A 25723-nucleotide genomic window follows, 5' to 3' on the forward strand; every position below is an offset into this window, starting at 1 on the left:
AGGAAAGCTCTTATCTATCACGTCTGATAATTAAGCGCTTAAAGTCTTACGACCTTTTGCACGGCGACGTGCAAGAACCTTACGGCCACCTACAGTTGCTTTACGTGCGCGGAAACCGTGTGAACGTTTACGCTTAAGGTTACTTGGTTGAAAAGTACGTTTCATAGCTTTATCCGTTATATATTAACTGTACAGTTATGTTGAGTCAGTCAAGAAATAATGACCGGTCGTCAACTTGACTAACACAAAAAGAGGCGGAATTTTAATCATTGTTGCAAAACAAGTCAATAATTAATCAGTTTTCGCCTCGTGAAAATAGCATTATCTTACTTAAATTCGATATTCTCGACCGATTATTATGCGATTGGATACATGAAATAATAGGCTAAATTCTTATCCTTATGGATAAAAATTATAATTTGGTTTAATAATTGCTGTTATTCCAATCTGATCACAAGGGATCAAGCGGGGAATTATACAGGCTATTTACTAACTAACAAGTCAGCGCTGCTAATTTATCCACTTTATAGTGCCTGATTATTGATTTACTCGCTGTAAAAATATACGAGTACGAGGATCTTGCGGGTTATTAAAGATCATATCCGCGGATCCTTGTTCAACAATCTGGCCTTGATCCATGAAAATCACCCGGTCTGCGATTTCTTTTGCAAATTGCATTTCGTGCGTCACAATCAGCATGGTTTGCTTTTGTTGCGCCAATTGACGCATCAATCCAAGTACCTCACCGACCCATTCAGGGTCTAGCGCTGATGTCGGTTCATCAAACAAGATAACCTTACTTTGTGCCGCCATTGCGCGTGCAATGCCAATACGTTGTTGTTGGCCGCCTGACAACGCTGAAGGGTAGTAGTCTTGCTTATCTGCTAAACCAATACTTTTCAGGATAGCCTGCGCTTCTTGTTTAGCGATGGCTGCTGATTTGCCTCTGACGGTAACTAAGCCTTCAGTAATATTCTCAAGAGCCGTTTTATTGGCAAACAGGGCATAGTTTTGAAACACGAACGCGGTCTTTTTACGTAATTCTGTTATTTGTTTTTTGGTTGCCGTATTAGCATCAACGACTAAGTCATCAATGGTGATATTGGCTGTCGTTGGTTGCTCTAGAAAATTAAGACAGCGTAATAGCGTCGATTTACCGGTACCTGATGGGCCAATAATGACGGTGGTTTCACCTTCTTTAATATCTAAATCAATTTGGCGTAATACCACGTTATCAGCAAAGCTCTTACTTAAATTAGTCACTTTGATCATGTTAATACGCCTTATTCAAATAACGTTCTAAATATACTTGTAGCTGTGTGAATATCATCACCACACCCCAATAGATTAATGCCACGGCAAGGTAACTTTCGAAAAAGTAAAAACTTGATGAAGCTTCCATTTGGGTTTTCGCCATGATTTCTGTCACGCCCAACGTAAACGCTAATGAGGTACTTTTGATCATATCAATAAAGTAATTCATCAACGAAGGCGTCGCGATACGTGCTGCTTGTGGCAGTACGATACGGCGCATAGCCTGACTGGTGGTCATACCGGTACTTAAGGCTGCTTCCAGCTGTGATTTATCCACAGCCATGATAGCAGCGCGAATACTTTCTGCCTTGTAGGCAGCAAAGTGCAGTGTTAAGCCAATTACAGACGCAGTAAAAGCATCCATGTTAATCAATATCGGGAATACACGCGGTAAACCGTAATACAATAAAAACAGCTGAACAAGGAGTGGGGTGCCACGGAAAAAAGAAATAAATAACATGGCTAATTGATTGAGCACGGGTACTTTAAACGTACGCACAACCGCTAAGCCAATGGCTAATATAAGCGCAAAGACGACGCCGATAAGCGCCATCTGCATGGTTGTTCCCAAATACTTAAATAGTATTGGGAACAGATTCAGCATGTATTCAAAATTAAATTGCATTTATTTTACAGTGATATCCATTGTGAACCATTTTTCTGAGATAGCTGCTAGTGTGCCGTCTGCACGCATGCTATCCAGCGTTGTATTTACTTTTAGGCGCAATACTTCTTGTTTTTCTGTTTTCAAAAATGGCATTGCATTTTCGATCGTTTCAAACGTTGGGCCCGCAAGTTGTAACGGTAATGGTGATTTGTTAATTAATTCAAGTGATGATAAACGATCCATCACAAACGCATCGGTACGACCTAATGCTACATCACGTTCGATACCTGTGTCGTAAGTTTTGATGGTAATATTTTTGTCAGTATCGTATTTGCGTAATAAATCAGCAAAGTTAGACCCTAGATTTACGCCAACCGTTTTGTTTGCTAAGTCATCAATACCGTTAATGTCTTTATTGCCTTTTTTCACGACAACTTGAGCACCGTCATAAACATAAGTTTGGCTAAATGCATATTTAGCAGTACGTGCAGGGGTAATCGTTACTTGATTTGAAATCGTATCAATTCGACCCGTTTCTAGCATACCAAATAGGCCGGAAAAATTAACCGTGATGAATTCTACCTTTGCATCATTACGTTTCGCGATCTCTTTCCATAAATCAACTTCAAAACCTTGTAGCTGATCATTTTTTGAAAAAGTAAACGGGAAGTAGTTGCCTGACATGCCGACTTTAATGGTTTCTTGTGCCTGTGCAAAGGTTGTTAGTGTTGAGCTCACAAGTACTGCAGCAGCTAATAATAGTTTTTTCATGGTCCATCCTGTTGACGCGAATTATAAGTTTAATGCATGCATGATATTCTAATGTAAATTGAATTATAAATAGCGTTTAGTTATAAGTAATTGCTAAAAGATAGCGTGATTAATTATATTTACCGGTTTTATTGTTCGTATTGACACGTTATCGGTTTTTATTTTACTTTTGTGTGGATAACTGTTTATTCATGCTAGCGCTTATGCACAATTAGCAGTAAAATAATGCATTATTCTTTATTATTAATCTGGAGTGTGGAGAGTGTCAGTTTCTCTTTGGCAGCAATGCCTTTCGCGCTTACAAAATGAGCTTTCTGCGACTGAATTCAGTATGTGGTTACGCCCTCTGAAAGCCGAACTTACCGATAGTACTCTCACCTTGTATGCTCCGAACCGTTTTGTACTTGATTGGGTTCGTGATAAGTACCTCAACTCAATTACCGCATTATTCGATGAGTTTTGTGGTGCTGATGCGCCAATTCTACGTTTTGATATTGGTGGTAAACCAACGACTGTTACGCAACCGGCAACGAAGATTGATCGCGTCGTGACAGCCAAAGTGGTTTCAAGACCACAATTGGATCCGTGGGAATCAAGCTCACCACAGCAACCCGCGATTAATCACCGTAGCAATGTTAATTTAACCTACACCTTTGAAAACTTTGTTGAAGGTAAATCTAACCAATTGGCACGTGCTGCTGCTCAGCAAGTCGCTAGCAATCCTGGTGGTGCTTATAATCCACTGTTTTTATATGGTGGCACAGGTTTAGGTAAAACGCATTTATTACACGCGGTAGGTAACGGCATTAAAGCGCAAAAAGCCAATGCGAAAGTAATTTATATGCACTCTGAACGTTTTGTTCAGGATATGGTGAAAGCCCTGCAAAATAATGCCATTGAAGCGTTTAAGAATTATTACCGCAGTGTTGATGCATTATTGATTGATGACATCCAATTTTTTGCGAAAAAAGAACGTTCACAAGAAGAGTTTTTTCATACCTTCAATGCACTACTCGAAGGTAATCAACAGATTATTCTTACGTCAGATCGTTATCCAAAAGAAATCGATGGCGTAGAAGACCGATTGAAGTCGCGCTTTGGTTGGGGTTTAACGATTGCTATTGAACCGCCGGAACTGGAAACGCGTGTGGCGATCCTAATGCGTAAAGCGGTAGAAAGTAATATCCATTTACCAGATGAAGTCGCGTTCTTTATTGCTAAACGCTTACGTTCAAATGTTCGTGAGTTGGAAGGGGCATTGAATCGCGTGATTGCCAATGCTAACTTTACTGGTCGTGCGATTAATATTGATTTTGTCCGTGAAGCACTACGTGACTTACTCGCACTACAAGAAAAATTAGTGACGATTGATAACATTCAAAAGACGGTTGCTGAATATTATAAGATTAAAGTCGCGGACTTATTATCGAAGCGTCGTAGCCGTTCTGTAGCAAGACCTCGTCAAGTAGCGATGGCGTTAGCGAAAGAGTTAACCAATCACAGTTTACCGGAAATCGGTGATGCGTTTGGTGGTCGTGATCATACGACGGTATTACATGCATGCCGTAAGATCGTGCAGCTTAAAGAAGAAAGTCACGATATTAAAGAAGATTATTCGAACTTGATTAGAACCTTATCTTCATAAAGAAGCGTCGTAAAGCGCATCGTAAAATACGTCGTAAAAAATCGTCGAAAAAAAGGTTATATTAAATGCAGTTTACAATTAATCGCGAAGCGTTATTGCGACCATTACAGTTGGTATCAGGTGCCTTAGGCAATCGTCCAACATTACCGATCTTAGGTAATGTGTTACTTGATGCGAAAGAAGGTAAATTATCGTTAACGGGTACCGACCTGGAAGTTGAGCTAATTGGTCAAGTTAATCTTGAAGGTGACTATAGCGAAGGGCGTACAACGGTACCAGCGAAAAAATTCCTCGATATCTGTCGTGGTTTACCTGATGGCGCGCAAATTCAAGTCAGTTATGCGAGCGATCGCATCGTCGTTAAATCAGGCCGTAGTCGTTTTTCGTTATCGACATTACCGGCAACGGAATTCCCAAACATTGAAGATTGGGATAACGATATTGAATTTGAACTGCTGCAAGGTTCATTACGTCGATTGATTGATAATACACAGTTCTCGATGGCAAGTCAGGATGTGCGGTATTATCTTAACGGTATGCTGTTTGAAACCGAAGGTAATATATTACGTACCGTCGCCACAGATGGTCACCGTCTTGCTGTCGCGAGTTGTGAACATGATGCAAATTTAGCGCAACAGCAAGTGATTGTACCGCGTAAAGGTGTACTAGAACTTGTCCGTCTACTCGACAGTGAAGAAGACATGGTGAAGATCCAACTTGGATCGAATAACATTCGTGCTATCACTAGCGGCTTTGTTTTTACCTGTAAATTGGTTGATGGACGTTTTCCTGATTACCGTCGGGTATTACCAAAGAATGCTGATAAGATGTTAATATCAGGACGTGAAGAATTAAAACAAGCGTTTTCACGTGCGGCTATTTTATCGAACGAGAAGTTCCGTGGTGTTCGCCTGAATATGAATCAAGGCTTATTGAAGATCACTGCTAATAACCCTGAGCAAGAAGAAGCTGAGGAATTGCTTGATGTTGAATTTGGTCATGACGAACTCGAGATCAGTTTTAACGTGAGCTATGTTTTAGATGTATTGAACACGCTAAAATGTGACAAAATTAAAGTGTCATTATTGGATGCAAATAGCAGTGCTCTGATTGAAGATGAACAATCTGATCAAGCTTTGTATGTTGTTATGCCGATGCGGTTATAAGTTTCATGGGACTGGTTAAATTAAATATCACTGATTTTCGTAATATTAAATATGCATCCATGCAACCGGCTGCGGGCGTTAATATTATTATTGGTGAGAATGGCAGTGGTAAATCGAGTGTATTAGAAGCGATTCATTACTTAGGGTTAGGGCGTTCGTTTCGCACTCATTTAACCAGTCGCGTTGTGCAACATGGTGAGAAAGACTTCACGCTATTTTCACAGTGTCAGCAACTCTTAAATGACGAAAAGATAACCACGATTGGTTTAAAAAAATCAAAAAATAGTGATACAGAATTAAAAATTGCCGGGCAAAAAGCGGAACGGCTTGCTGAGTTACCTGGCATATTACCATTGCAACTGATTCACCCTGAGAGCTTTACGTTGCTTTCAAGTGGCCCTAAATTACGTCGACAATTTGTTGATTGGGGTGTGTTCCACGTGGAACCGGAATTTTTTGCAACATGGGCAACGTTAACGCGATTATTAAAACAGCGTAATGCGATTTTAAAATCAGGTAGACGTTATGCCGAGCTAGCATATTGGGATAAGGAGTTTGCAGCTCAAGGGACTATTATTGCGCAAATGCGTGGTCGTTACCTTGAGCAGCTTAATCCGATAATTAAATCTGCCCTGGCAGACTTCTTACCCGAATATGACTTTGATATTCGTTACCACCCAGGGTGGGATAGCGATATTGAGTTAGCAGATTTATTAAAACAAAATTTTATGCGCGATCAACAGTTAGGTTACACTAGCTTAGGTCCGCAAAAAGCGGATATCCGAATTAGAGCGAACGGAGTACCGGCACACGATATTTTATCAAGAGGTCAACTTAAATTGGCCGTGTGCGCAATGCGATTAAGTCAGGGACTTTTTTTAAGTCAGCATAGCAACAAGCGATGCACTTTTTTAATCGATGACTTTTCCTCAGAGCTTGATGACAGTAAACGGAAGTTGCTGGCGCAGTATCTGATTGAGAGTAAGGCTCAAGTATTTGTTACGGCTATTGAGAAAAGTCAGGTAACAGCACTTCTCACTGAAGGCTGTAAAATGTTTCACGTGGAACATGGCAAATTAATTGAATTTTAAATATAAAGGCGCGAGAGCTAACTATGTCTGAAAATAATTACGACTCTTCAAGTATTAAAGTACTGAAAGGCTTGGACGCGGTGCGTAAGCGCCCAGGTATGTATATTGGTGATACGGATGACGGTTCAGGTTTACACCACATGGTATTTGAGGTTGTAGATAACTCGATTGATGAAGCGTTAGCGGGTCACTGTACTGATGTTGTGGTCAAGATACACGACGATGGTTCTGTATCGGTTAGCGATGACGGCCGTGGTATTCCTGTTGATATTCATGAAGAAGAAGGTGTCTCTGCTGCTGAAGTTATTTTAACCGTGCTGCATGCCGGTGGTAAATTCGATGATAACTCATATAAAGTATCGGGCGGTTTGCATGGTGTTGGTGTTTCTGTTGTAAATGCATTATCAGAAAAATTAGAACTAACTATTCACCGTCACGGTCATATCCATCAACAAATTTATCGTCATGGTGAACCACAAGCGCCGATCGCTGTGATAGGTGATATTGATACTACGGGTACTGAATTACGTTTCTGGCCGAGTCATGAAACGTTCACGAATACATTATTCCACTACGATATTTTAGCAAAACGTTTACGTGAATTATCTTTCCTAAACTCAGGTGTATCAATTAAATTAATTGATGAACGTGAAGATGGTAAATCAGATCACTTCGTTTACGAAGGTGGTATTAAAGCATTTGTTGATTACTTAAACGTAAACAAAACGCCAATTAATAAAGATGCTTTCCACTTTTCAGTAGAACGTGAAGATGGCATTACTGTTGAAGTTGCGATGCAGTGGAACGATGGTTTCCAAGAAGGCATCCATTGCTTTACGAATAACATCCCGCAACGCGATGGTGGTACTCACCTTGCTGGCTTCCGTGGTGCATTAACGCGTACGTTAAACAACTACATGGAAAAAGAAGGCTTCCTGAAAAAAGCAAAAACGACATCTGCATCTGGTGATGATGCGCGTGAAGGTTTGACTGCGGTTATTTCAGTGAAAGTACCTGATCCAAAATTCTCTTCGCAAACAAAAGATAAATTAGTTTCTTCGGAAGTTAAATCTGCTGTTGAACAATCGATGGGCGAAAAGTTAGCTGAGTACTTACTTGAGAATCCCAAAGAAGCATCAACGGTAGTCATGAAAATTATTGATGCATCTCGCGCACGTGAAGCTGCACGTAAAGCCCGTGAAATGACTCGTCGTAAAGGCGCGTTAGATTTAGCTGGTTTACCGGGTAAATTAGCCGATTGTCAGGAAAAAGATCCTGCACTTTCTGAACTATATATTGTGGAAGGTGACTCTGCTGGCGGTTCAGCTAAGCAGGGGCGTAATCGTAAAAACCAAGCAATTCTACCGTTGAAAGGTAAGATCTTAAACGTAGAGAAAGCGCGTTTTGACAAGATGTTATCTTCACAAGAAGTTGCAACACTGATTACAGCAATGGGTTGTGGTATTGGCCGTGATGAATATAACCCAGATAAAACGCGTTATCATCAAATCATTATCATGACCGATGCCGATGTGGATGGTTCACACATCCGTACATTATTGTTAACTTTCTTCTTCCGTCAAATGCCGGAACTTATTGAGCGTGGTTATATTTATATTGCTCAACCACCGCTTTATAAAATGAAAAAGGGTAAACAAGAACGCTATATCAAAGATGATGCGGACTTAACGCAATACCTAACAACTATTGCACTCGATGGTGCTGGCTTATTTGTTAATCCAGATGCGCCTGCAATTCAAGGTGCGGCGTTAGAAGAATTAGTGAATGGTTACCGTAAAGTTGAGCGTTTAATGGCTAAGTTAAACCGTAGCTTACCAAAAGTGTTCACTAACGAAATGATTTACCAAGCACCAATCACTGCGGAAATGCTAACAGATCAAGCATCAACACAAGCATGGGCTGATGAATTAGTCGCCACATTAACAGCGAAAGAAGTGACGGGTACTCTGTATTCTGCTCGTATTATGCAAGATGAAGAGAGCAAATTATTCTACCCTGTGCTTTCTGTTCGTCAACACGGCTTAGATACTGATTATGACTTTACGCCTGGCTTCTTTAATTCAAAAGAATACGCAACGCTAACTGGTTTAGGTATTGCGAATTTACTTGAAGACGGTGCTTATATTAAGCGTGGCGAGAAGAGCCGTGAAGTAACTGATTTTGTTGACGCATTGAATTGGTTAATGGCTGAATCAAAACGTGGTAGTTATATCCAGCGCTATAAAGGACTAGGTGAAATGAACCCAAGTCAGTTATGGGAAACAACCATGGATCCTGAAACGCGTCGTATGTTACAAGTACGTATTGAAGATGCTGTTGCAGCGGATCAATTGTTCACTACCTTAATGGGTGATCATGTTGAACCTCGTCGTGACTTCATTGAAGAAAATGCATTGAAAGTAGCTAACTTAGATTTCTAATCTGATTTGTGAACATGAATTTTTAGCATAATAAAAAGGAGCCGTTAGGCTCCTTTTTTTGTATCTGTCATTTAGCTAGTTGCGCTCGTTGCTTAGTACAGTCATTTATTACAATCGATTAGGCTGTCGCAGTGCTTATAACTATCGTTTCAGCGTAAGCTTTTTGTACTTCTTCAGCAATGACTTTGATACCACGTTGTACAGCATCATCTGGTTGTGAATAATTCATGCGGATACATTCATGGGTATGGCGCCATTCTTCGTCTAGACCAGGGAAGAAGTGATGACCTGATACAATGAGCACACCACGGGATTTTAAGCGTTCATAAAGCTCTTGGCTGCTGATTGGTAGGTCTTTAAACCATAACCATAAGAAGATAGCGCCTTCAGGTTTATGAATGCGGAAGCGCTCATCGACAATACTTTGTTGTAACCAGTTAACGGCTTGCAGTGCTTTACCATGATAATACGGTTTGATCACGTCTTCACTTAAGCTAATAATATCACCTGATTCGACGAGGCTTTGTGCTAGCATCGGCCCCAAGCTGCCTGGTGCTAAATTGATAATTCCGCTTAGGTTAGAGATAGCTGAAATCACTTCCTCATTACCAATCACGATACCGCAACGCGTACCTGGTAAACCGAGCTTAGATAGGCTCATGCATAATATTGTGTTGTCGTTATAAATTGGCTCTACCGGTTCAAAGATAATATTGGGAAACGGTGTGCCGTAAGCATTGTCGATCAGTAGGGGAATGTTGTGCTGTTTTGCTAGCGCATCAAGTCGCTGCATTTCTTCATCTGTTAATACATTACCCGTCGGGTTGGTTGGACGTGATACACAGATTAAACCGATATCGTCGGTAAGATGCAGGTTATCGAAATCCACATGGTACTTAAATAAACCATCATCAAGCAGTTCAATTTTAGGTTTTACTGTCTCGAAGAAATCATCACTAAGAGCGGTATCGGTATAACCGATATACTCTGGCGCTAGCGGGAACAGTACTTTCTTTTTCTTATTACCAGCGAAGTCACCAGCAAATAAGTTGAATAGATAAAAGAAGGCATTTTGGCTACCGTTGGTGAGGGCGATATTTTTATCGGTTAACTCCCAGCCATAGGTTTTATTGAGTAATGCAGCTAGCGCTGTGGTGAAACTGTTTTTTCCTTGTGGGCCATCGTAATTCGACATCGCTGCGACAAGATCCCCACTGCTTAATAATTGTTGTGCTTCACTGTTAAATCGCGCCAGCATTTCAGGGATTTGAGCAGGGTTACCGCCACCGAGCATGATGACATCATCACCACTGCGGATACCTTCATTTAAATCATGCATTAGCTGCGTGATCCCTGAGAATTGAGTAAATCTTTGACCAAACAATGAGAATTCCATATCAGCACTTCTTGTAATTATTTAAAGGGTAAACAACCAACATAGCTGAACTTGGCATGCTTGTCGATAGTCTGATGTAGGCAAATTAAACTTTATTGCAGGGGATGTTTCACGTGAAACATCCTTATTTTACTTTGTTTATATATGTCATGTATGTGCAATGTTCCACGTGGAACATGGTTGAAAATAAGAAATACTTATAGCAAAAAGAACTGAATTATTAACGATTAATAACAAAAAAATCAGTCGACTAATTATGTATTTATTGTACGGGGTAGATAAGGTAAGGTTAACTCAATCATTCTTATAATAACCTTTAAAAAGGTACGAAGAGATTTTACTATGCAAAGAAATTTGTTATCAGAACGCATTGAAACACTAATAGATCATCTTTCTTATGGTATTTATGAACGCCGAGATGCCATAAGATTATGTTTATTAGCAGCCCTGAGTGGCGAGAGTGTATTCCTATTAGGGCCTCCCGGTATTGCTAAAAGTTTAATTGCTAAACGTATGATAGAAATTTTTGAAGATGAAAGTTACTTCGAATATCTAATGACACGTTTCTCAACACCGGAAGAGATTTTTGGTCCGCTATCCATTAAAGCACTAAAGGATGAAGGTAAGTATGTTCGTTTAACGAAAGGTTACTTACCTGAAGCGGAAGTGGTATTTCTGGATGAGATCTGGAAAGCGGGCCCTGCAATTCTAAATACGCTATTGACGGTGATTAATGAACGTACCTTTCATAACGGTATTGATCACCAGAAAGTGCCTATGCGCGTTATCGTCTCGGCATCAAATGAACTACCCAGTGCCGACTCTGGCTTAGAGGCTTTATACGACCGTATGTTATTGCGTTTATATCTCGAACCAATTCAAGATAAGCGTAATTTCAAAGCCATGTTAATCCAAAAACCACTACGCCAAATCAATGAGAAAATCCTCAAAGTGAGCAATGATGAGTTCGAACTTTGGCAGCAAGAGATTAATCAAGTTCGTTTGAGTGAGCATTGTTTTGAAATAATCTATGAGTTGAAGTTATTTTTAGAACAACGTAATACCACTGGTGAGATGATCGAAAATGTTGTTTACGTCTCAGATCGTCGTTGGAAAAAATCAATGCGCTTGTTGCAAGCCTGTGCTTATTTCAATGGTCGTGATGAAGTTACCGAGACCGATTTATTTATTCTTAAAGACTGTATTTGGCACGATCTAGAATCACGAGATGTGATTATTGAAGCCACGCACCAATTTGCCAGTAAACGATTCTGCGACCAAGATGAAGTGAACTTGGCATTAGCCAGTATCAAGAGTCGTTTGATTAAACTTGATGATGAGTTTATCGACCGCTTTGCGACTCGTTTAACTTCAGATGTATTACTGACTAAGTTACGCTATAAATTAGATCGTGAATTTGTGCGTACATCTAGCCTTAATGGTATTCCTGGTTTGTGTAAAATTGCACTATTGGGGGAATATGATGTATTAGAGCAGGGCTCACAAGAAACGGCAAAATGGGTACATGTTGGTCTTGATGATTTCCAAAAGCAGATAAAGACAGGTTCTTGTTTGGTTAAAGGCTATGTGAATGACCATCGTAACGATGTGTGGTTAAACTTTTCTGTCGATGCTAATCAACATCTACAGGTACAAAACTTTGCCAATAAGAGCATCCCTGTGGCTGTTATTATTGCCGATGCCGCGTTGAATATTAACGAAAATTGGTTACAACCTTTAGCTGATATCGATAAAGAGATCACGGCGATTGCTGACAAATTGAAAAAAAGCCAGCGTGAGTTTAGCTTAACTAATCATAATATTTTTGTCAGTGATGACTTTATGGATGATGTAGCAAGCAGTCTTGGATCATTATCGCTAGAGTTAAATAACTTAGTTCAGCATAAAGCGTCATTATTAAATCGCTTAAATGCCATTGCGCATTTATTTGAACAAGGCTAATTGGCATGGCTAATCCTCATAATAACAGCTCGGTAACTCTAGTTATGCGTCAGTTGGTTGATGATGCCGTATTGGATATTACTGCTCACGATCGAGTGACCAGTGATATAAAATCGGCTTATATTAATGACTGGAAACAGCAGGTCACGAGCTTGTTAGCGGACATGCCATTATCGCCTGGCTTAAGTAATGAGATACATTTATGTGAAACGGCTAGATTATTGAGTCCGATTAATTTTAGAAATAAAGTTGAAGGGATCCTCAGTAAGATAAAAATGGACTCGTCATTTTATGATACTGGCTTAACTATCTATCAGCAAAATAGAACGATGTCGGATGATGTGTTCTTTGCGGTGTTTTTAGATAGCTGGCAGCAAGCTATTGAGTTGCAATTATATCAGCTACAAAGTTTGTTAATCGAAGAGCAACGCGAACAGTTGTTGATTGAACTTGCTGAGCGCGAGGAAACGATAGAGCAGTTAGAAGATGTGCTTGATAGTGATTTATTATGTAATGGCGAACGTTTATGGGATTTAGCCAAAGGTAAATTGACCCATCTGGATACTAAACTATTGCAACGTTATGCGACTAATTTACGTAAGAATAAAGATGTAAAACAAATTGCCTCTGAACTCGGACGTATGGCGCTAGCACACATTAACCCAGAAGAAACGCCTAACAGTTATGAAACCTGGGTGTTAGATAATAGCTATCAAGACAATGTGCCTGATGACATGCAGGGCGTGACTTACAGTGATGAAATATCGCGTATGTTGCAAACTGAAGCGGTTAATCTCACGTTCCCAGAATTAGAGATCATTTTCTATAAACGCTACCTGGAGCGGCATTTATTAACTTATCAGTATCAAGGTGCGTTGCAGCAGTATAAAAAAGTTACTCAGTATCGAGATATTACTGATGCAGATGAGCAGACGGGCGGGCCTTTTATTATCTGTGTTGATAGCTCCACCTCAATGCAGGGCTTTCCGGAATTGACGGCTAAATCGATTTGTTATGCTCTGTTACAGGTTGCCTTCCAGCAAGATCGCCAATGCTACTTAATGATTTTTTCCAATGAGGTTGTTACTTTCCCTGTGACTAAAAGTACCAGTTTATCTACTATGCTGACATTTTTATCATCGAGTTTTCGTGGGGGAACGGACTTACAACCTGTGATTGAAAAGTCCCTTGAGCTAATGAACTCTGCACAATATAAAAATGCGGATACCTTGGTAATTTCTGATTTTATAGCCCAGAAATTACCAACCCATGTGGCTGATAAAGTCAGAGCGATTAAGGCGAAGCAAAATCGTTATCATGCTATTTCATTATCCTCACAAGGTAACCCGGAGTTGATGACAATATTTGATCATGTTTGGCGTTATTCCGCTGGTTTAACGGGGCGTTTGAAGAAAATAAAATAACGGATGTTCCACGTGGAACATCTATTTACGTTGTATTATGTGGATAGATTATTTGCTAATAAAAAATTTGCTCATAAAAAAGTTAGATAATAAAAAAGCCAGTATCAATGATACTGGCTTTTTTGATCGTGCAATTTTAAATTAACAATTACTTCTGTAGAACAGAGATGTCAGCTACATTTAAAAATTGGTTACGCAGGGTATTAAGCAGTGTTAAGCGGTTAATTTTAAGCGCTTCATCATCAGCCATTACCATTACGTTGTCGAAGAATGTATCTACAACATCACGCAGTTCTGATAACTCTGTTAGTGCCTGCTGATAATCACCAGTGGCGAATAATGGTGCGAGTAATTCAACTTTAGCTGCTACAGCAGAAGCTAATGCTTTTTCAGCATTTTCTTGCAGTAGTGACACATCAACCGTTGCGTTTAGTTCACCTTCAAATTTAGCGAGGATATTACCAACACGTTTGTTTGCTGCAGCTAATGTTGCTGAAGCGTCTAAACCACGGAAGTGATTTACTGCTTTAACACGCTTATCAAAGTCAGCTGGTTTAGTTGGGCGACGAGCAAGTACTGCTTGAATCACATCAACGCTGATACCAGCATCTCTGTACCATGCAGGGAAACGACCAAGTACAAACGCAACAACATCAGTTGATACATTTTGGTTTGATAGCTTGTCACCGAATAATGCTTTTGCAGTATCAACTAAATCAACAAGATCTAACGGTAAGTCTTTTTCGATAATGATACGTAGTGTACCAATCGCTGCACGGCGAAGTGCAAACGGGTCTTTATCACCTTTAGGGATTTGACCAATACCGAAGATACCCACTAGTGTATCAAGTTTGTCAGCCAGTGCTACTGAACAAGCAACCAATGATTCAGGTAGGCGGTCACCAGCATAACGAGGCATATACTGTTCGTTAAGTGCAACTGCCACTTCTTCTGCTTCACCGTCGTTACGAGCATAATGCATGCCCATAACACCTTGTACGTCAGGGAATTCTACAACCATGTCTGACATTAAGTCAGCTTTAGCTAATAGACCTGCGCGTTGTGCGTGCTCAGTATTTGCAGAAATTTTACCAGCAATCGCTGCTGCTAAATTGGCAATGCGTTGTGATTTCTCTTTTAACGTACCTAGTTGTTTTTGGAATAAAACAGTTTCTAGATCAGCAAGGCGACTTTCTAAAGTGCGCTTCTTATCAGTGTTAAAGAAGAATTCAGCATCTGCTAGGCGAGGGCGTACAACTTTTTCGTTACCTTCAATTACTTGTCGAACATCTTTACTGATGATGTTTGACACAAAGATAAACTTAGGTAAAAGCTCGCCGTCAGTGCTTAACATTGGGAAGTACTTTTGGTTGTCTTTCATCGTGTAGATCAAAGCTTCCGCTGGTACGTCTAGGTAACGTTCTTCAAAGTTACCCACTAATGTTACTGGCCATTCTACTAGAGACGTTACTTCTTCAAGTAGGTCTTCTTCGATTTCAGCAACACCGCCGTGCTCGCTTGCCGCTGCAATAACTTGTTTACGGATAACATCTTTACGACGCTCGTAATCAACCATTACCATGCAGTGATCTTCAAGCATATCAACATAGTTGTCAGCGTGTGGTAATTCAAAATCACCTTTACCGAGGAAACGGTGACCGCGAATAGTACGTGCCGCTTTAATACCTAAGATTTCGCCTTCAAGTGCTTCAGCACCAAATAACATCGTAATAGTATGTACTGGGCGAATGAATTGAATCGGGCTATCGCCCCAACGCATTGGCTTGCTAACAGGCAGTTTAGCTAAAGAAGTAGCAACCATATCAGCAACAAGTGCTTGAGTGGCTTTCCCTTTAACTTCTGACTTATGCAGTAACCATTCGCCTTTGTCTGTTTTTACTCGACCTGCTTGCTCAACAGTAATACCGTTGCCGCGTGCCCAGCCTTGTGCCGCTTTCGTCGCGTTACCGTCAGCATCAAACGCAACAGTAACAGCAGGACCGCGTTTTTCAATGACTTTATCAGCTTGTGCATCAGCAAGTGATGAGACTGTTAATGCTAAACGGCGAGGTGCAGCCATCCAGTTAACGTCAGTAAATTCTAAACCGGCTTTTTCTAGCTCGGCTTGGAAGTTCGCTGCAAATGCTTCAGCTAAAGTACGTAACGATTTTGGTGGTAATTCTTCAGTACCAATTTCGATTAATAAATTTTCAGTTGCCATGCTACTTCCTATTTGTCTTTTTTACATAGCGGGAAGCCTAGTGCTTCACGAGATGCGTAATACGCTTCAGCTACACCTTTAGAAAGGGTGCGAATACGTAAAATATAACGTTGACGCTCAGTCACTGAGATAGCATGACGCGCATCGAGCATATTAAATGCGTGGCCAGCATCAAGAATACGTTCGTATGCTGGTAGTGGTAGCGGCACTTCTAAATCGAGTAGCTTTTGCGCTTCTTTTTCACTTTCATCAAACAGAGTGAATAGGAAATCAACATCAGCATGTTCGAAGTTATAAGTTGATTGCTCAACTTCATTTTGGTGGAAAATGTCACCGTATTTAACAACACCAAGTGGACCATCGGTCCATACTAGGTCGTATACGCTGTCTACTTCTTGGATATACATCGCAAGACGTTCAAGACCGTAAGTCATTTCACCAGTAACTGGCGTACATTCAAGGCCACCAACTGCTTGGAAGTAAGTAAATTGCGATACTTCCATACCGTTTAGCCAGATTTCCCAACCTAGACCCCAGGCTCCCAATGTTGGGTTTTCCCAGTTATCTTCTACGAAGCGAATATCGTGAACCAATGGATCAAGACCAACTTCTTTCAGTGAGTCCAAGTATAATTCTTGGATATTCGCTGGAGACGGTTTGATCACTACTTGAAACTGATAGTAGTGTTGTAAACGATTTGGATTTTCACCATAACGGCCATCGGTAGGACGACGTGATGGTTGAACGTAAGCATAAGCCATTGGCTCTGGACCTAATGAACGTAAGAACGTCATTGGGTGAGAGGTGCCGGCACCTACTTCCATATCGAATGGTTGTACGATCGCACAACCTTGGCGAGCCCAGTAATCCTGCAGTGCTAGGATCAGCCCTTGAAAAGTTTTAACGTTATAATTTGACATGATATCTGCACAATAAAGCAAAGAAATAATAGCTAAAGTATACCTGCTGAGCAGATATGAATATAGGATAAATTACAAAATTTGACTTGGTTAGTGCGTTTTTTTCAGCTATTTGGGTTGGCGCAGTAATTTAAGGCTAGAAAAGTGGCTGAAGAGGCGGTGAATACGCGAATATATTATCTGTATATTCGCGGCTTAAAGCGGACTAATTAACGCCTTTTTTAATCAAATATTGATACGGTAATTGCTCTGTTTGGCTCGCGACTAACGTGTGATCCATAAACTGACAAAAACTAGGAATATCACGTACCGTTGCAGGATCATCTGCAATAATCAGTAATGTCTGGCCATCATCGAGTTTTCTTACTGTTTTTCGTACCATCATAACGGGTTCTGGACAGCGTAAACCTAGGGCATCTAGTTCATGTTCTGGATTCGAAAATAATGGGTTCATCAGGTTTTCTCTATGTGGTCAATATACGTAAATAGGCTAATATTAATGAGTAGCGGTAATTATATATTGGATAATCACCATTATGTTGTTAAATTGTTAATAACCGCGTGATACTTATCTTGCGCAGTCAAGTAACCATCAACAAGGAGTGTGTATGTTACTACAAGCCAGTGGCAGACTAAAAGTATATTCTTCAATCGCTTTTTTTTCTTTGCTAATCATGCTTATGGAAGTTCCTATTGCCGATACAGGTACTTGGCTCGGGGTATTAAGCATTGTTGGTATCGCAGTTTGGGTTGAATTAAGTGATTATTTCGTCGAAGAAGACAGCACTGAAAATAAAACCGAAAAAACGGAACACAAAGACGATACGAAGTAAAAATAACAGAGGGTATACCACCCTCTGTTTTGTTATCTCGCCTGCAATACCTACCCTTGAAATTGTAAAACTGTAATTGTTATCTAAGCTTAATTCTACTACCTGTATATTGGAGTTAATTATGAAAGGTAACACTCAAGTTATCGCTAGCTTAAATGGCTTATTACACAATGAACTAGCAGCTATAGATCAATATTTTACCCATTCTCGTATGTACCAAGATTGGGGTTTAGAAAAACTCTATCAACAAATGAATCATGAAATGGAAGAAGAGATAACGCATGCTGATGCGTTGATCAAACGTATTTTATTTCTTGAAGGCACCCCTAATTTAAAAGATCGCCGTGATTTACTCATTGGTGATGATGTTCCTAGCATGCTCAAAAATGATTTGGTACTGGAAATGGAAGTTGTCGCTGCCATCAGAGCGAGTATTAAATTATGTGAAGATGAAGGCGACTATCAAACTCGGCAGGTGTTACTGCCTTTACTTGCTGATACCGAAGAAGACCATGTTTATTGGTTAGAGCAGCAATTAGGTTTGATCCAAAAAATTAGCTTAGCGAACTATATCCAATCTCATATCGGTGTTTAACCGACTCATATTCGGAGTTACTTATGCAAGGCAATAACCAAATTATAATGCTGCTAAATAAAGCATTAGGCTGTAAATTAGTGGCAATTAATCAGTATTTTTTACATGCTCGTATGTATCGAAATTGGGGGCTAGAGCAACTTGATAAAGCAGATTATAAACAGTCTATTTTGAAAATGAAGCAAGCCGATAAGTTCATAAATCGGATTTTATTTTTACAAGGTTTACCCAATCTACAAGATTTAGGACGCTTGGCTATTGGTGAAGATACGCCAGAAATGCTGCACCTTAATATGGAACTGGAACTGAGTATTCGCGTGGTGTTACAAACCTTGATTGCTGAATGTGAAAACAGTCAGGATTACATTAGTCGTGATATAGCGGCTGAAATTTTAGAAGAGGTTGAAGAGCAAATCGATTGGGTTGAAAGCCAAGAGTATCTTATCCGCCATGCTGGTTTAGATAATTACCTACAGTCACAGATGTAGCGTTAAACGTGTTGGTTTGAATCATTAAGCGACTAGTGGCTGTTGTTGTGCTTGTTTAATTAAGGTCTGGTTTAAGATTTTTTTTGCACATTGGCAGCATTTTCCACACTGGCTACCAATACCCAGTTCAGTGCTTAATGTTTTCATGGTTGTAGCACCTTCATCGATACTTTTTATTAACTGCTTATCGGTAATACCGCGACAAATACATACGTACATAAATTGTTATTCCGAGCTGAATTTATGATGATGTTAATATGAATGAGAATGATTATCAAGACGCTATGGGGCGAAAACTTTGGCCTTTACCATGTCTCGATATTGTTTTGGAGCCATATCAAAGTGTTGCTCGAATTTTTTTTTGAAATAATATGCATCGCGAAAACCAACCTGTTCGGAAACATCACACATAGTGAGCCCAAAATCGCGTAATAATACTTGTGCTGTCTCGAGTCTGAGGGTTAATAAAAACTGATTCGGCGTTTTTCCAACTTGTTCTTTGAAGCGGCGATTGAAAGTGCGTAACGGCAGTTGGCAAACATCGGCAATCATTTGATTGGTGATCACTTTTGCCATATTACGTTGCATCCAATCTTGCGCGAGGGCAATGGATTCATCGAATTGCACTTGGCCACCAATTTGATAGAAAGGTTGTTGTTCGGTGCGTGATATTTCATGAGAAAAGTGGTTTTCAATCACGCTAGCGATCTTCTTGCCAAACATCTCATTGATTAAAAACAACATCATCTCTGATTGTGAGTTAATGCTACCAGCACAATATAAACCGTTAGCGGCGGTAATTGAAGCCTGACGATTAAGTTTGACTTGTGGGTAGTGTTGGCTAAATTGATCGTAAAAATACCAATGTGTGGTGGCTGGTAAGCCGTCGAGTAAACCTGCTTCAGCTAACCAGCAAACGCCGGTGCCAGTTGAGAGTATTTTTGCACCTTGGTTATATTGTTGATGTAACCAAGGAATGACTTGAGGGTACTTAATTATTGATACTAAAGGGTTTCCCCACATAGGAGGGAGAATGACTAGATCAAATTCGTGTTCACATTCAAAGGTTAAATCGGGTTGTAAGCGCAACCCCGCGGTGAGAGATTTTGCTGCTAAGCTAGTCGAAATTAATTTTATTTCCAACGGATCTTGATGCTGGGTTTTGCGGTCACGTAAGCGTGACGCACCGGAGAGCATTTCTGCCGCTAAAGAGATGCCAGTGACTAACGCTTTATCATAAAGTACAAATCCAATTTTCACAGCAAACTCCGATGCAATAACAATCTAAATTTAGACTATCTATTTATTTATGGTTCAGTGCCTTGCTTTTATAGACTAAAAAACCGCGGTGGCACAAGTGTCAGGGTAAATGGCACAGTTGAAAGTGTATTGTTAGTATAACTTGCTAGACTAGCTAGCAATAGCTTAGATTTGAATGAGATGTAATAAAATGGCGAAGTTACCGTTAATTGTTGGTTTGGGTGGTATTAATGCAGCTGGACGTAGTTCTGGTTTCCACAGTTATAAACGTTTAGTGTGCGATGCGCTGCAAGACGATGTCATGGCCAGTACATGGCAAGATCTCGCACAGCGTATGGGACTTGATTCGAGCGATATTAATGCTGATATTATTGCGCAAATTAAAGCGGGTACCTTAGTACGTCACGCCACTACGTTTGATCCAAAAGCGGTGCCTTTTCAGCGTAAAGCAAAGTTAACGGCAGGTGCTGAGCCAATTACATTTCAATTAAAAAAATCGAAATTGCCACATACGATCCCGGCGAATTGGTCACTTACTGATATTGATAATAAAACCGTGACAGTGACCGTTGAAGGTGACTTTGATGTGTTAATTAATGATGCTATCGATTATCCGGTATCAAGTGCGGGTAATATTCCCACCGGTTTCGATCTCGATAAATTATATAATTCACGTTCACATCCGCGCGGTTTAAAACTAACGGTATACGGCGCGTCAGATGCGCTTAACTCATTGGGTGTTGATTGGGATTCAATCCTGACATTAATTAATCCAGATGAAGTCTCTGTTTATGCTGGTAGTGCACTTGGTCAAGTGGATGAAAATTCATTTGGCGGCATGCTGTCTGCTTATTTCAAAGGTGGCCGTGTTAGTACCAAAATGATGGCAATGGCATTAGCCGAAATGCCTGCAGACTTTATTAATAGCTATGTGATCAACAGTGCCGGTACAACGGGGACGAATATGGGCGCTTGTGCTAGCTTCCTGTATAACTTGCGTCAGGGGATGTTAGATATCCAATCTGGTAAGTCAAAAGTCGCGATCGTGGGGAACGCTGAAGCACCTGTTGAAACTGGCGTGATGGAAGGTTTCCGCGTGATGGGGGCATTAGCTGAAGATGATCAGCTTAAAGCATTGGATAACAGTGATAGCGTGGATAACCGTCGTGCTTGTCGTCCATTTTCATCTAACGCAGGCTTTACCATGGCGGAGTCAGCACAATTTGTGGTGTTGATGGATGATGAATTAGCTTTAGAGCTCGGTGTGACTATTTACGGTTCTGTTGCTGATGTATTCATTAATGCCGACGCCAATAAAAAATCAATTTCAGCACCAGGTATTGGTAACTACGTGACAGTGGCGAAAGCAACAGCATTAGCGAAAGCCATTTTAGGCGAAGGTGGTTTACAGCATACCTTTGTCCAAGCGCATGGGACAGGCACGCCACAAAACCGCGTTACTGAAAGTCATATTTTGAGTGAAGTTGCGGCTAGCTTTAATATTACTAATTGGCCTGTTACGGCCATTAAATCATATGTTGGCCATTCAATGGGGGCCGCAGCTGGCGATCAATTAGTGGCATCGCTTGGAGTATGGCAGCATGGTTGGATCCCAGGTATTAAAACTATCGATCATATTGCTGATGATGTTCACCAAGCTAACCTTAACATTTTAACTGACCATCAGTTTGTTGGCGATAAAGGCCAAGAGATGAAAGCGGTATTGTTGAACGCGAAAGGGTTTGGCGGTAACAACGCGACTGGCTTAGTATTATCTCCTCAGCAAACTTTGATGATGCTTAAAGCTAAGTACGGTGCGTCGGTAGTAAATACTTACCAAGAAAAGAACAGCCAAATCCAACAAACGGCAGCAACAGCTGATCGCAATGCTTGTGCTGGCGATGAAAACATCCGTTATGCATTTGGTAATGCGGTGATTGATGAAGCGGGCGTTAACATCAGCACTGAAGAAGTGCGTTTACAAGGTTTTGCAAACGCCATCAAGTTAGCACAAAGTAACCCATATCAAGATTATAGCTAGTACGAAAAACTCACGATTATCGCGAGAACCGCTATAATCGTGAGTTTATTTGTTCCCTTGTACGTTAAGCACGGGCAAGGGGATAGGCGACTAGATTCATATCATCTGCCATCACTTGTAATTCTTCTGTGATCTCCACTATTTGCTTCAGCTTTTGAATTAATAATAACGTATGTTTATGGCCATCATTTTCATAGCGTTTCAGTAACGATTCGATCTCACTAATATAAGCCTTATCGACGTTGACTGGCGACAAGATCGTATTTTGTGTCTGTTCTAACGCGCTGCTAATTAATTGTGCGACCAAGGCTAAATCTTGCTGTAATCGCGGATCAATAATTTTATTTCTGTGCACACCTAACGCGGACAATGCTGATAACATGGCATGGTTACGACGTGAAATATCGTAAACATGATTTAGTTTATGACGTTTATCGTTGGGTTCAACTTGCATGTCTTTCCACGATGCGATCAAGTGACTGTCGGCGACATAGGCTTTACGACGGGAGACTCGGTAGGGTAAATCATTATTTTTACCTGATACGTATTGCTTAATGATCTCATGAAAATAGTTTTGATTGGCAGTAATCGCTTCGACTAAGTATTTCGGAAATTGCTTATACTGCCAGTTAGGAAGTACTAACTTTGCGAGCAAGAATGCAATACTACAACCGGTTAAGGTATCGATGATCCGCGGTATCGTAACAACGTAACCTTGTTGGTAGAGTACGTTAAATGCTAATAGTACCAGTAAGGTAATATAGGTCACTGCTCTGCTGTAATTCTGACGTAAATAGTAAAAGAACAGAAATGCCGATATCGCTAATAAAAATAATTGGCTGCGTTCTGTTGGGAACAGGTACAGCAAGGTTGCACCTATAATAATGCCCATCAGTGTACCGCTAATACGCTGCTTTAGTTTTACTCGCGTGGCACTGTAACTTGGTTGTAATACAAATAATGTTGTTAATACCACCCAGTAGCCATGCAAATCAGACGCTAAAATAATGCCAATACCTAAGGCGATACCTAAGGTTAAACGGATCGCGTGACGAAATACTGGACTCGATAAATGCAATGCATTACCGAGGCGTTGTATTACCGGAAGTTGTTCACGTGGCGCCATGACTAAGAATGCTTGATCGTTTTGTGGTTCGCTGTTAATTAATAATTCGTCGGCTTTACGTAAATTCCGAAATAACAGTTTTAAGGGGCCAAAGAGTTGCCATTCTAGCGAGGTTTCCAATGTCAGTAATTCTTGTTTTAAAATGGCTAACGACCAAGTTAAACCATGATCATGTTGATAAGCTTGCTTGTATAAAGTCGCGTGACCACGTTGAGTACAGGCGCTGGCAAGTTGTTTTAATACTTGCTCGAAACCAGCAATAATTAAATCATTGTTTAAATTACGTTTTAATGACCCATAATGAAAATGGCTCGAGGTCATTTTTTCATGCAGTTCTTGAGCTTCTTGATAAAGATGGATCAAGTGCTGGAGTTCATGGGAAATATCTTTTTCACCGACATGGTAATCAATATTGGTTCGACACTCGGACATCGCATTAACGATATTAATATTTAAGGTCGATAAAGTATGGCGAATGGTTTTATGATCATATTTGGTTTGGGAAAAAAACTTCGATTTCTCTTGTTGGTATAAACCTAAGGAAAAATAAATATCAGCTAAGCGTTCGCGGATTGGATTATATAAAGTGACTTTAAGCAGCACTGTCGAGATGATGAAATACCATCCTGCACCAGCAATAAGTAACAATGAGCTGGGGTTAAAATCATGGCTACTAAGTGTTGTAGCCGATTCAGCATCATGGCTTAAGCTGAGCATGGTATAAACGGCAATCATTAACGTCGCAAAACTGATGGTGACATAACGCTTACCGAGCGAGCCTAAAATAATGATCGCAAAACTAAATAGACAGCTGCCCAGTAAAAATAGCAGTGGGTAGGGGAATAATAAACTGACCAATAATGACGATAAAGTAAAGCAAACCAGCGCTAACAAACTATTAATCATACGCTGCTTAATACTGTCGTCACCCTCAGAAATAACGGCCGCTACAATCCCCAGTACTGCGGTCACGGCAAATTCAGAAAAACCCAGAAAATAACCCGGGATCAGTAATGTAATTGAAGCAAGAAATGCTTTTAAGGCAATAAAAAAGTTACTGTTGGCCGTCAAATAAGTCAGCTTTTGCCATAATATCAGCATGTGTATTGGGCTCCAAATAAGGTGAGATAAATCATCATTGCTACTGTGCTGCTTTTATCGCGTTAGTTAATTGGACCACGGCGGTTTCATTACTGATGCTTTTATCATAAATGAAATTACTAATAACCCGTGTGATTGCTGATTGCACATAGGTTGTGGTTGCCATTGCTTGTGAGAATGTCGGCACTAACGTATGGTTTTTTGTTGCTTGTTGATAGTCGTCATACGCTTGCTTACTGCAGGGATTTAAATTGTTATTATCCATCGTATTGATTATCGGTAGAGAGCCTTTCTTGGCATTGAAATCACGCTGTAGCTCGGGGGTTAAGATGATGCTTGCTAAGGTGTTCTGCGCTTTTTTAACGTCTGGAGAGACACTTTTCAATTTAAAAAAAGCAAAACTATCGACGTTGTAGCTAAATATACCTTCACTGCCTGGAAATTCGATACAGCGGATCTTGGTATTTAATTGCTGTTTTTCTTGCAGTAATTTACCAGCCACCCAATCCCCCATGATTTGTATCGCAGCTTGGTCGTCAATAAGCAGTCTGGTTGATTGTTCCCAAGTGCGATTTTTAGCATTTTTATCAATATACAACGATATTTTTCGTAATTGAGCAAAGGCGTCGATCATCGCTGGTGAGGTGAGAACTTGCGGATTGAGTTCAACAAATGCTTGTTTGTACTGCTCGGCCCCCAGTATTGATAAGCTAATTGATTCAAATAAGATCGCATCTGCCCATGGCTCTGAGGTGTGCGCTATCGGTAAATAACCAGCGGCTTCCAATAGCGGTAATGCTGTGATTAGTTCATTTAAATTAGTCGGTATCGCAATTTTGGCTTGCTTGAATACCGCTTGATTCAGCCATAACCAATTAATGCGATGAATATTAATGGGTACGGCAACATAATGGCCTTTATATTTCATCACCGGTTGAATGAACTCTGGCAATTTACTATCCCATTGTTCACGCTTGGCAATATCATCTAACGAGGTAAGAAAACCTAACTTTGCCCATTCTTGAATGTTGTGACCTTTAATTAATGCTGCTGTTGGCGGATTACCTGATACGGCGCGAGAGCGTAATACTGTTAATGCGCTATTACCGCCACCACCTTTGATGGCAAAATCGAGCCAGGTATTATCGGTTTGTTTTACTTTTTCTTGTAATTCACTGAGTGCATCGAGCTCGCCGCCCGATGTCCACCAATGCAATACTTCGACTTGGCTTGCTGTGGCTGAATATGTACATAGCATGCTTAATAATATCAACAGCCGTGGGATTCGGTTATGACTATTTCTATGGCTGTGGCTAAGGGT

The 25723-nt window shown here is 40.4% G+C and carries 22 protein-coding genes; 10 read left to right on the forward strand and 12 right to left on the reverse strand.

The features are described from left to right. Positions 1–30 precede the first annotated feature (30 nt). The 4 genes from rpmH to JFU56_RS21275 form a co-directional block, all read right to left on the reverse strand. Positions 31–165, reverse strand: coding sequence for a 50S ribosomal protein L34 (rpmH, locus tag JFU56_RS21260; protein WP_006034071.1), 135 nt, complete (start codon positions 163–165; stop codon positions 31–33). A 372-nt stretch (positions 166–537) separates the two neighbouring features. Beyond that, positions 538–1272 (reverse strand): amino acid ABC transporter ATP-binding protein, encoded by a 735-nt coding sequence (locus tag JFU56_RS21265; RefSeq protein ID WP_198439249.1) that lies wholly within the window; start codon positions 1270–1272, stop codon positions 538–540. A 1-nt stretch (position 1273) separates the two neighbouring features. Continuing rightward, on the reverse strand, positions 1274–1939 hold the full coding sequence (locus JFU56_RS21270) for an amino acid ABC transporter permease (RefSeq protein WP_256432193.1): 666 nt from the start codon (positions 1937–1939) through the stop codon (positions 1274–1276). Then, a complete protein-coding gene (locus tag JFU56_RS21275; RefSeq protein ID WP_198439250.1) occupies positions 1940–2692 on the reverse strand; it encodes an amino acid ABC transporter substrate-binding protein in 753 nt (250 codons plus the stop codon). Positions 2693–2954: 262 nt separating this feature from the next. Between JFU56_RS21275 and dnaA the strand changes: the two genes are divergently transcribed. The 4 genes from dnaA to gyrB all read left to right on the forward strand — a co-directional run bounded on the left by dnaA (position 2955) and on the right by gyrB (position 9035). Next, on the forward strand, positions 2955–4337 hold the full coding sequence (gene dnaA / locus JFU56_RS21280; RefSeq protein WP_198439251.1) for a chromosomal replication initiator protein DnaA: 1383 nt from the start codon (positions 2955–2957) through the stop codon (positions 4335–4337). Positions 4338–4402: 65 nt separating this feature from the next. Beyond that, positions 4403–5503 carry a DNA polymerase III subunit beta gene (dnaN, locus tag JFU56_RS21285; protein ID WP_198439252.1) on the forward strand — a complete coding sequence of 367 codons (1101 nt, stop codon included), beginning with the start codon at positions 4403–4405 and terminating at the stop codon, positions 5501–5503. 5 nt (positions 5504–5508) lie between these two features. Further along, positions 5509–6594 carry a DNA replication/repair protein RecF gene (recF, locus tag JFU56_RS21290; RefSeq protein WP_198439253.1) on the forward strand — a complete coding sequence of 362 codons (1086 nt, stop codon included), beginning with the start codon at positions 5509–5511 and terminating at the stop codon, positions 6592–6594. Between the two features lie 23 nt (positions 6595–6617). Beyond that, positions 6618–9035 (forward strand): DNA topoisomerase (ATP-hydrolyzing) subunit B, encoded by a 2418-nt coding sequence (gene gyrB, locus JFU56_RS21295; protein ID WP_198439254.1) that lies wholly within the window; start codon positions 6618–6620, stop codon positions 9033–9035. A 118-nt stretch (positions 9036–9153) separates the two neighbouring features. On the opposite strand, the gene JFU56_RS21300 is transcribed toward gyrB, so the two are convergent. Then, on the reverse strand, positions 9154–10431 hold the full coding sequence (locus JFU56_RS21300; RefSeq protein WP_198439255.1) for a valine--pyruvate transaminase: 1278 nt from the start codon (positions 10429–10431) through the stop codon (positions 9154–9156). A gap of 342 nt (positions 10432–10773) precedes the next feature. Between JFU56_RS21300 and JFU56_RS21305 the strand changes: the two genes are divergently transcribed. Both JFU56_RS21305 and JFU56_RS21310 read left to right on the forward strand, forming a co-directional pair. Continuing rightward, the gene (locus JFU56_RS21305) at positions 10774–12393 is read left to right on the forward strand and encodes an AAA family ATPase (protein ID WP_198439256.1); all 1620 of its coding nucleotides are present in this window, start codon (positions 10774–10776) and stop codon (positions 12391–12393) included. 5 nt (positions 12394–12398) lie between these two features. Beyond that, a complete protein-coding gene (locus JFU56_RS21310; protein ID WP_198439257.1) occupies positions 12399–13817 on the forward strand; it encodes a hypothetical protein in 1419 nt (472 codons plus the stop codon). 148 nt (positions 13818–13965) lie between these two features. Here the strand turns inward: JFU56_RS21310 and glyS are convergent, their stop codons facing one another. The 3 genes from glyS to tusA all read right to left on the reverse strand — a co-directional run bounded on the left by glyS (position 13966) and on the right by tusA (position 17412). Further along, complete coding sequence (glyS, locus tag JFU56_RS21315) at positions 13966–16038, reverse strand: glycine--tRNA ligase subunit beta (RefSeq protein ID WP_198439258.1); 2073 nt, start codon at positions 16036–16038, stop codon at positions 13966–13968. Between the two features lie 8 nt (positions 16039–16046). Then, positions 16047–16958 carry a glycine--tRNA ligase subunit alpha gene (gene glyQ / locus JFU56_RS21320; protein WP_198439259.1) on the reverse strand — a complete coding sequence of 304 codons (912 nt, stop codon included), beginning with the start codon at positions 16956–16958 and terminating at the stop codon, positions 16047–16049. A 205-nt stretch (positions 16959–17163) separates the two neighbouring features. Then, positions 17164–17412 (reverse strand): sulfurtransferase TusA, encoded by a 249-nt coding sequence (gene tusA / locus JFU56_RS21325; RefSeq protein WP_017223427.1) that lies wholly within the window; start codon positions 17410–17412, stop codon positions 17164–17166. A 154-nt stretch (positions 17413–17566) separates the two neighbouring features. Between tusA and JFU56_RS21330 the strand changes: the two genes are divergently transcribed. The 3 genes from JFU56_RS21330 to bfr (JFU56_RS21340) all read left to right on the forward strand — a co-directional run bounded on the left by JFU56_RS21330 (position 17567) and on the right by bfr (JFU56_RS21340) (position 18874). Continuing rightward, positions 17567–17791, forward strand: a complete 225-nt coding sequence (locus JFU56_RS21330) for a hypothetical protein (protein WP_198439260.1) — start codon at positions 17567–17569, stop codon at positions 17789–17791. Between the two features lie 121 nt (positions 17792–17912). Next, a complete protein-coding gene (gene bfr, locus JFU56_RS21335) occupies positions 17913–18386 on the forward strand; it encodes a bacterioferritin (RefSeq protein ID WP_019442469.1) in 474 nt (157 codons plus the stop codon). A gap of 23 nt (positions 18387–18409) precedes the next feature. Beyond that, on the forward strand, positions 18410–18874 hold the full coding sequence (gene bfr / locus JFU56_RS21340) for a bacterioferritin (protein WP_198439261.1): 465 nt from the start codon (positions 18410–18412) through the stop codon (positions 18872–18874). Positions 18875–18898: 24 nt separating this feature from the next. Here bfr (JFU56_RS21340) and JFU56_RS21345 read toward each other — a convergent pair whose 3' ends face one another. Both JFU56_RS21345 and JFU56_RS21350 read right to left on the reverse strand, forming a co-directional pair. After that, positions 18899–19093, reverse strand: coding sequence for a (2Fe-2S)-binding protein (locus JFU56_RS21345; protein WP_198439262.1), 195 nt, complete (start codon positions 19091–19093; stop codon positions 18899–18901). A 63-nt stretch (positions 19094–19156) separates the two neighbouring features. Next, the gene (locus JFU56_RS21350) at positions 19157–20134 is read right to left on the reverse strand and encodes a GlxA family transcriptional regulator (RefSeq protein WP_198439263.1); all 978 of its coding nucleotides are present in this window, start codon (positions 20132–20134) and stop codon (positions 19157–19159) included. A gap of 190 nt (positions 20135–20324) precedes the next feature. Here JFU56_RS21350 and JFU56_RS21355 point away from each other — a divergent pair, with 190 nt between their 5' ends. After that, entirely contained in the window at positions 20325–22175 is a 1851-nt protein-coding gene (locus JFU56_RS21355) for a beta-ketoacyl synthase (RefSeq protein WP_198439264.1), read from the forward strand. 64 nt (positions 22176–22239) lie between these two features. Here the strand turns inward: JFU56_RS21355 and yccS are convergent, their stop codons facing one another. Continuing rightward, complete coding sequence (yccS, locus tag JFU56_RS21360) at positions 22240–24402, reverse strand: YccS family putative transporter (protein WP_198439265.1); 2163 nt, start codon at positions 24400–24402, stop codon at positions 22240–22242. 40 nt (positions 24403–24442) lie between these two features. After that, complete coding sequence (locus JFU56_RS21365) at positions 24443–25660, reverse strand: ABC transporter substrate-binding protein (RefSeq protein WP_242066048.1); 1218 nt, start codon at positions 25658–25660, stop codon at positions 24443–24445. Positions 25661–25723: the final 63 nt, after the last annotated feature.

The sequence above is a fragment of the Moritella sp. F3 genome (assembly GCF_015082335.1).
In the GTDB taxonomy this organism is placed as follows: domain Bacteria; phylum Pseudomonadota; class Gammaproteobacteria; order Enterobacterales; family Moritellaceae; genus Moritella.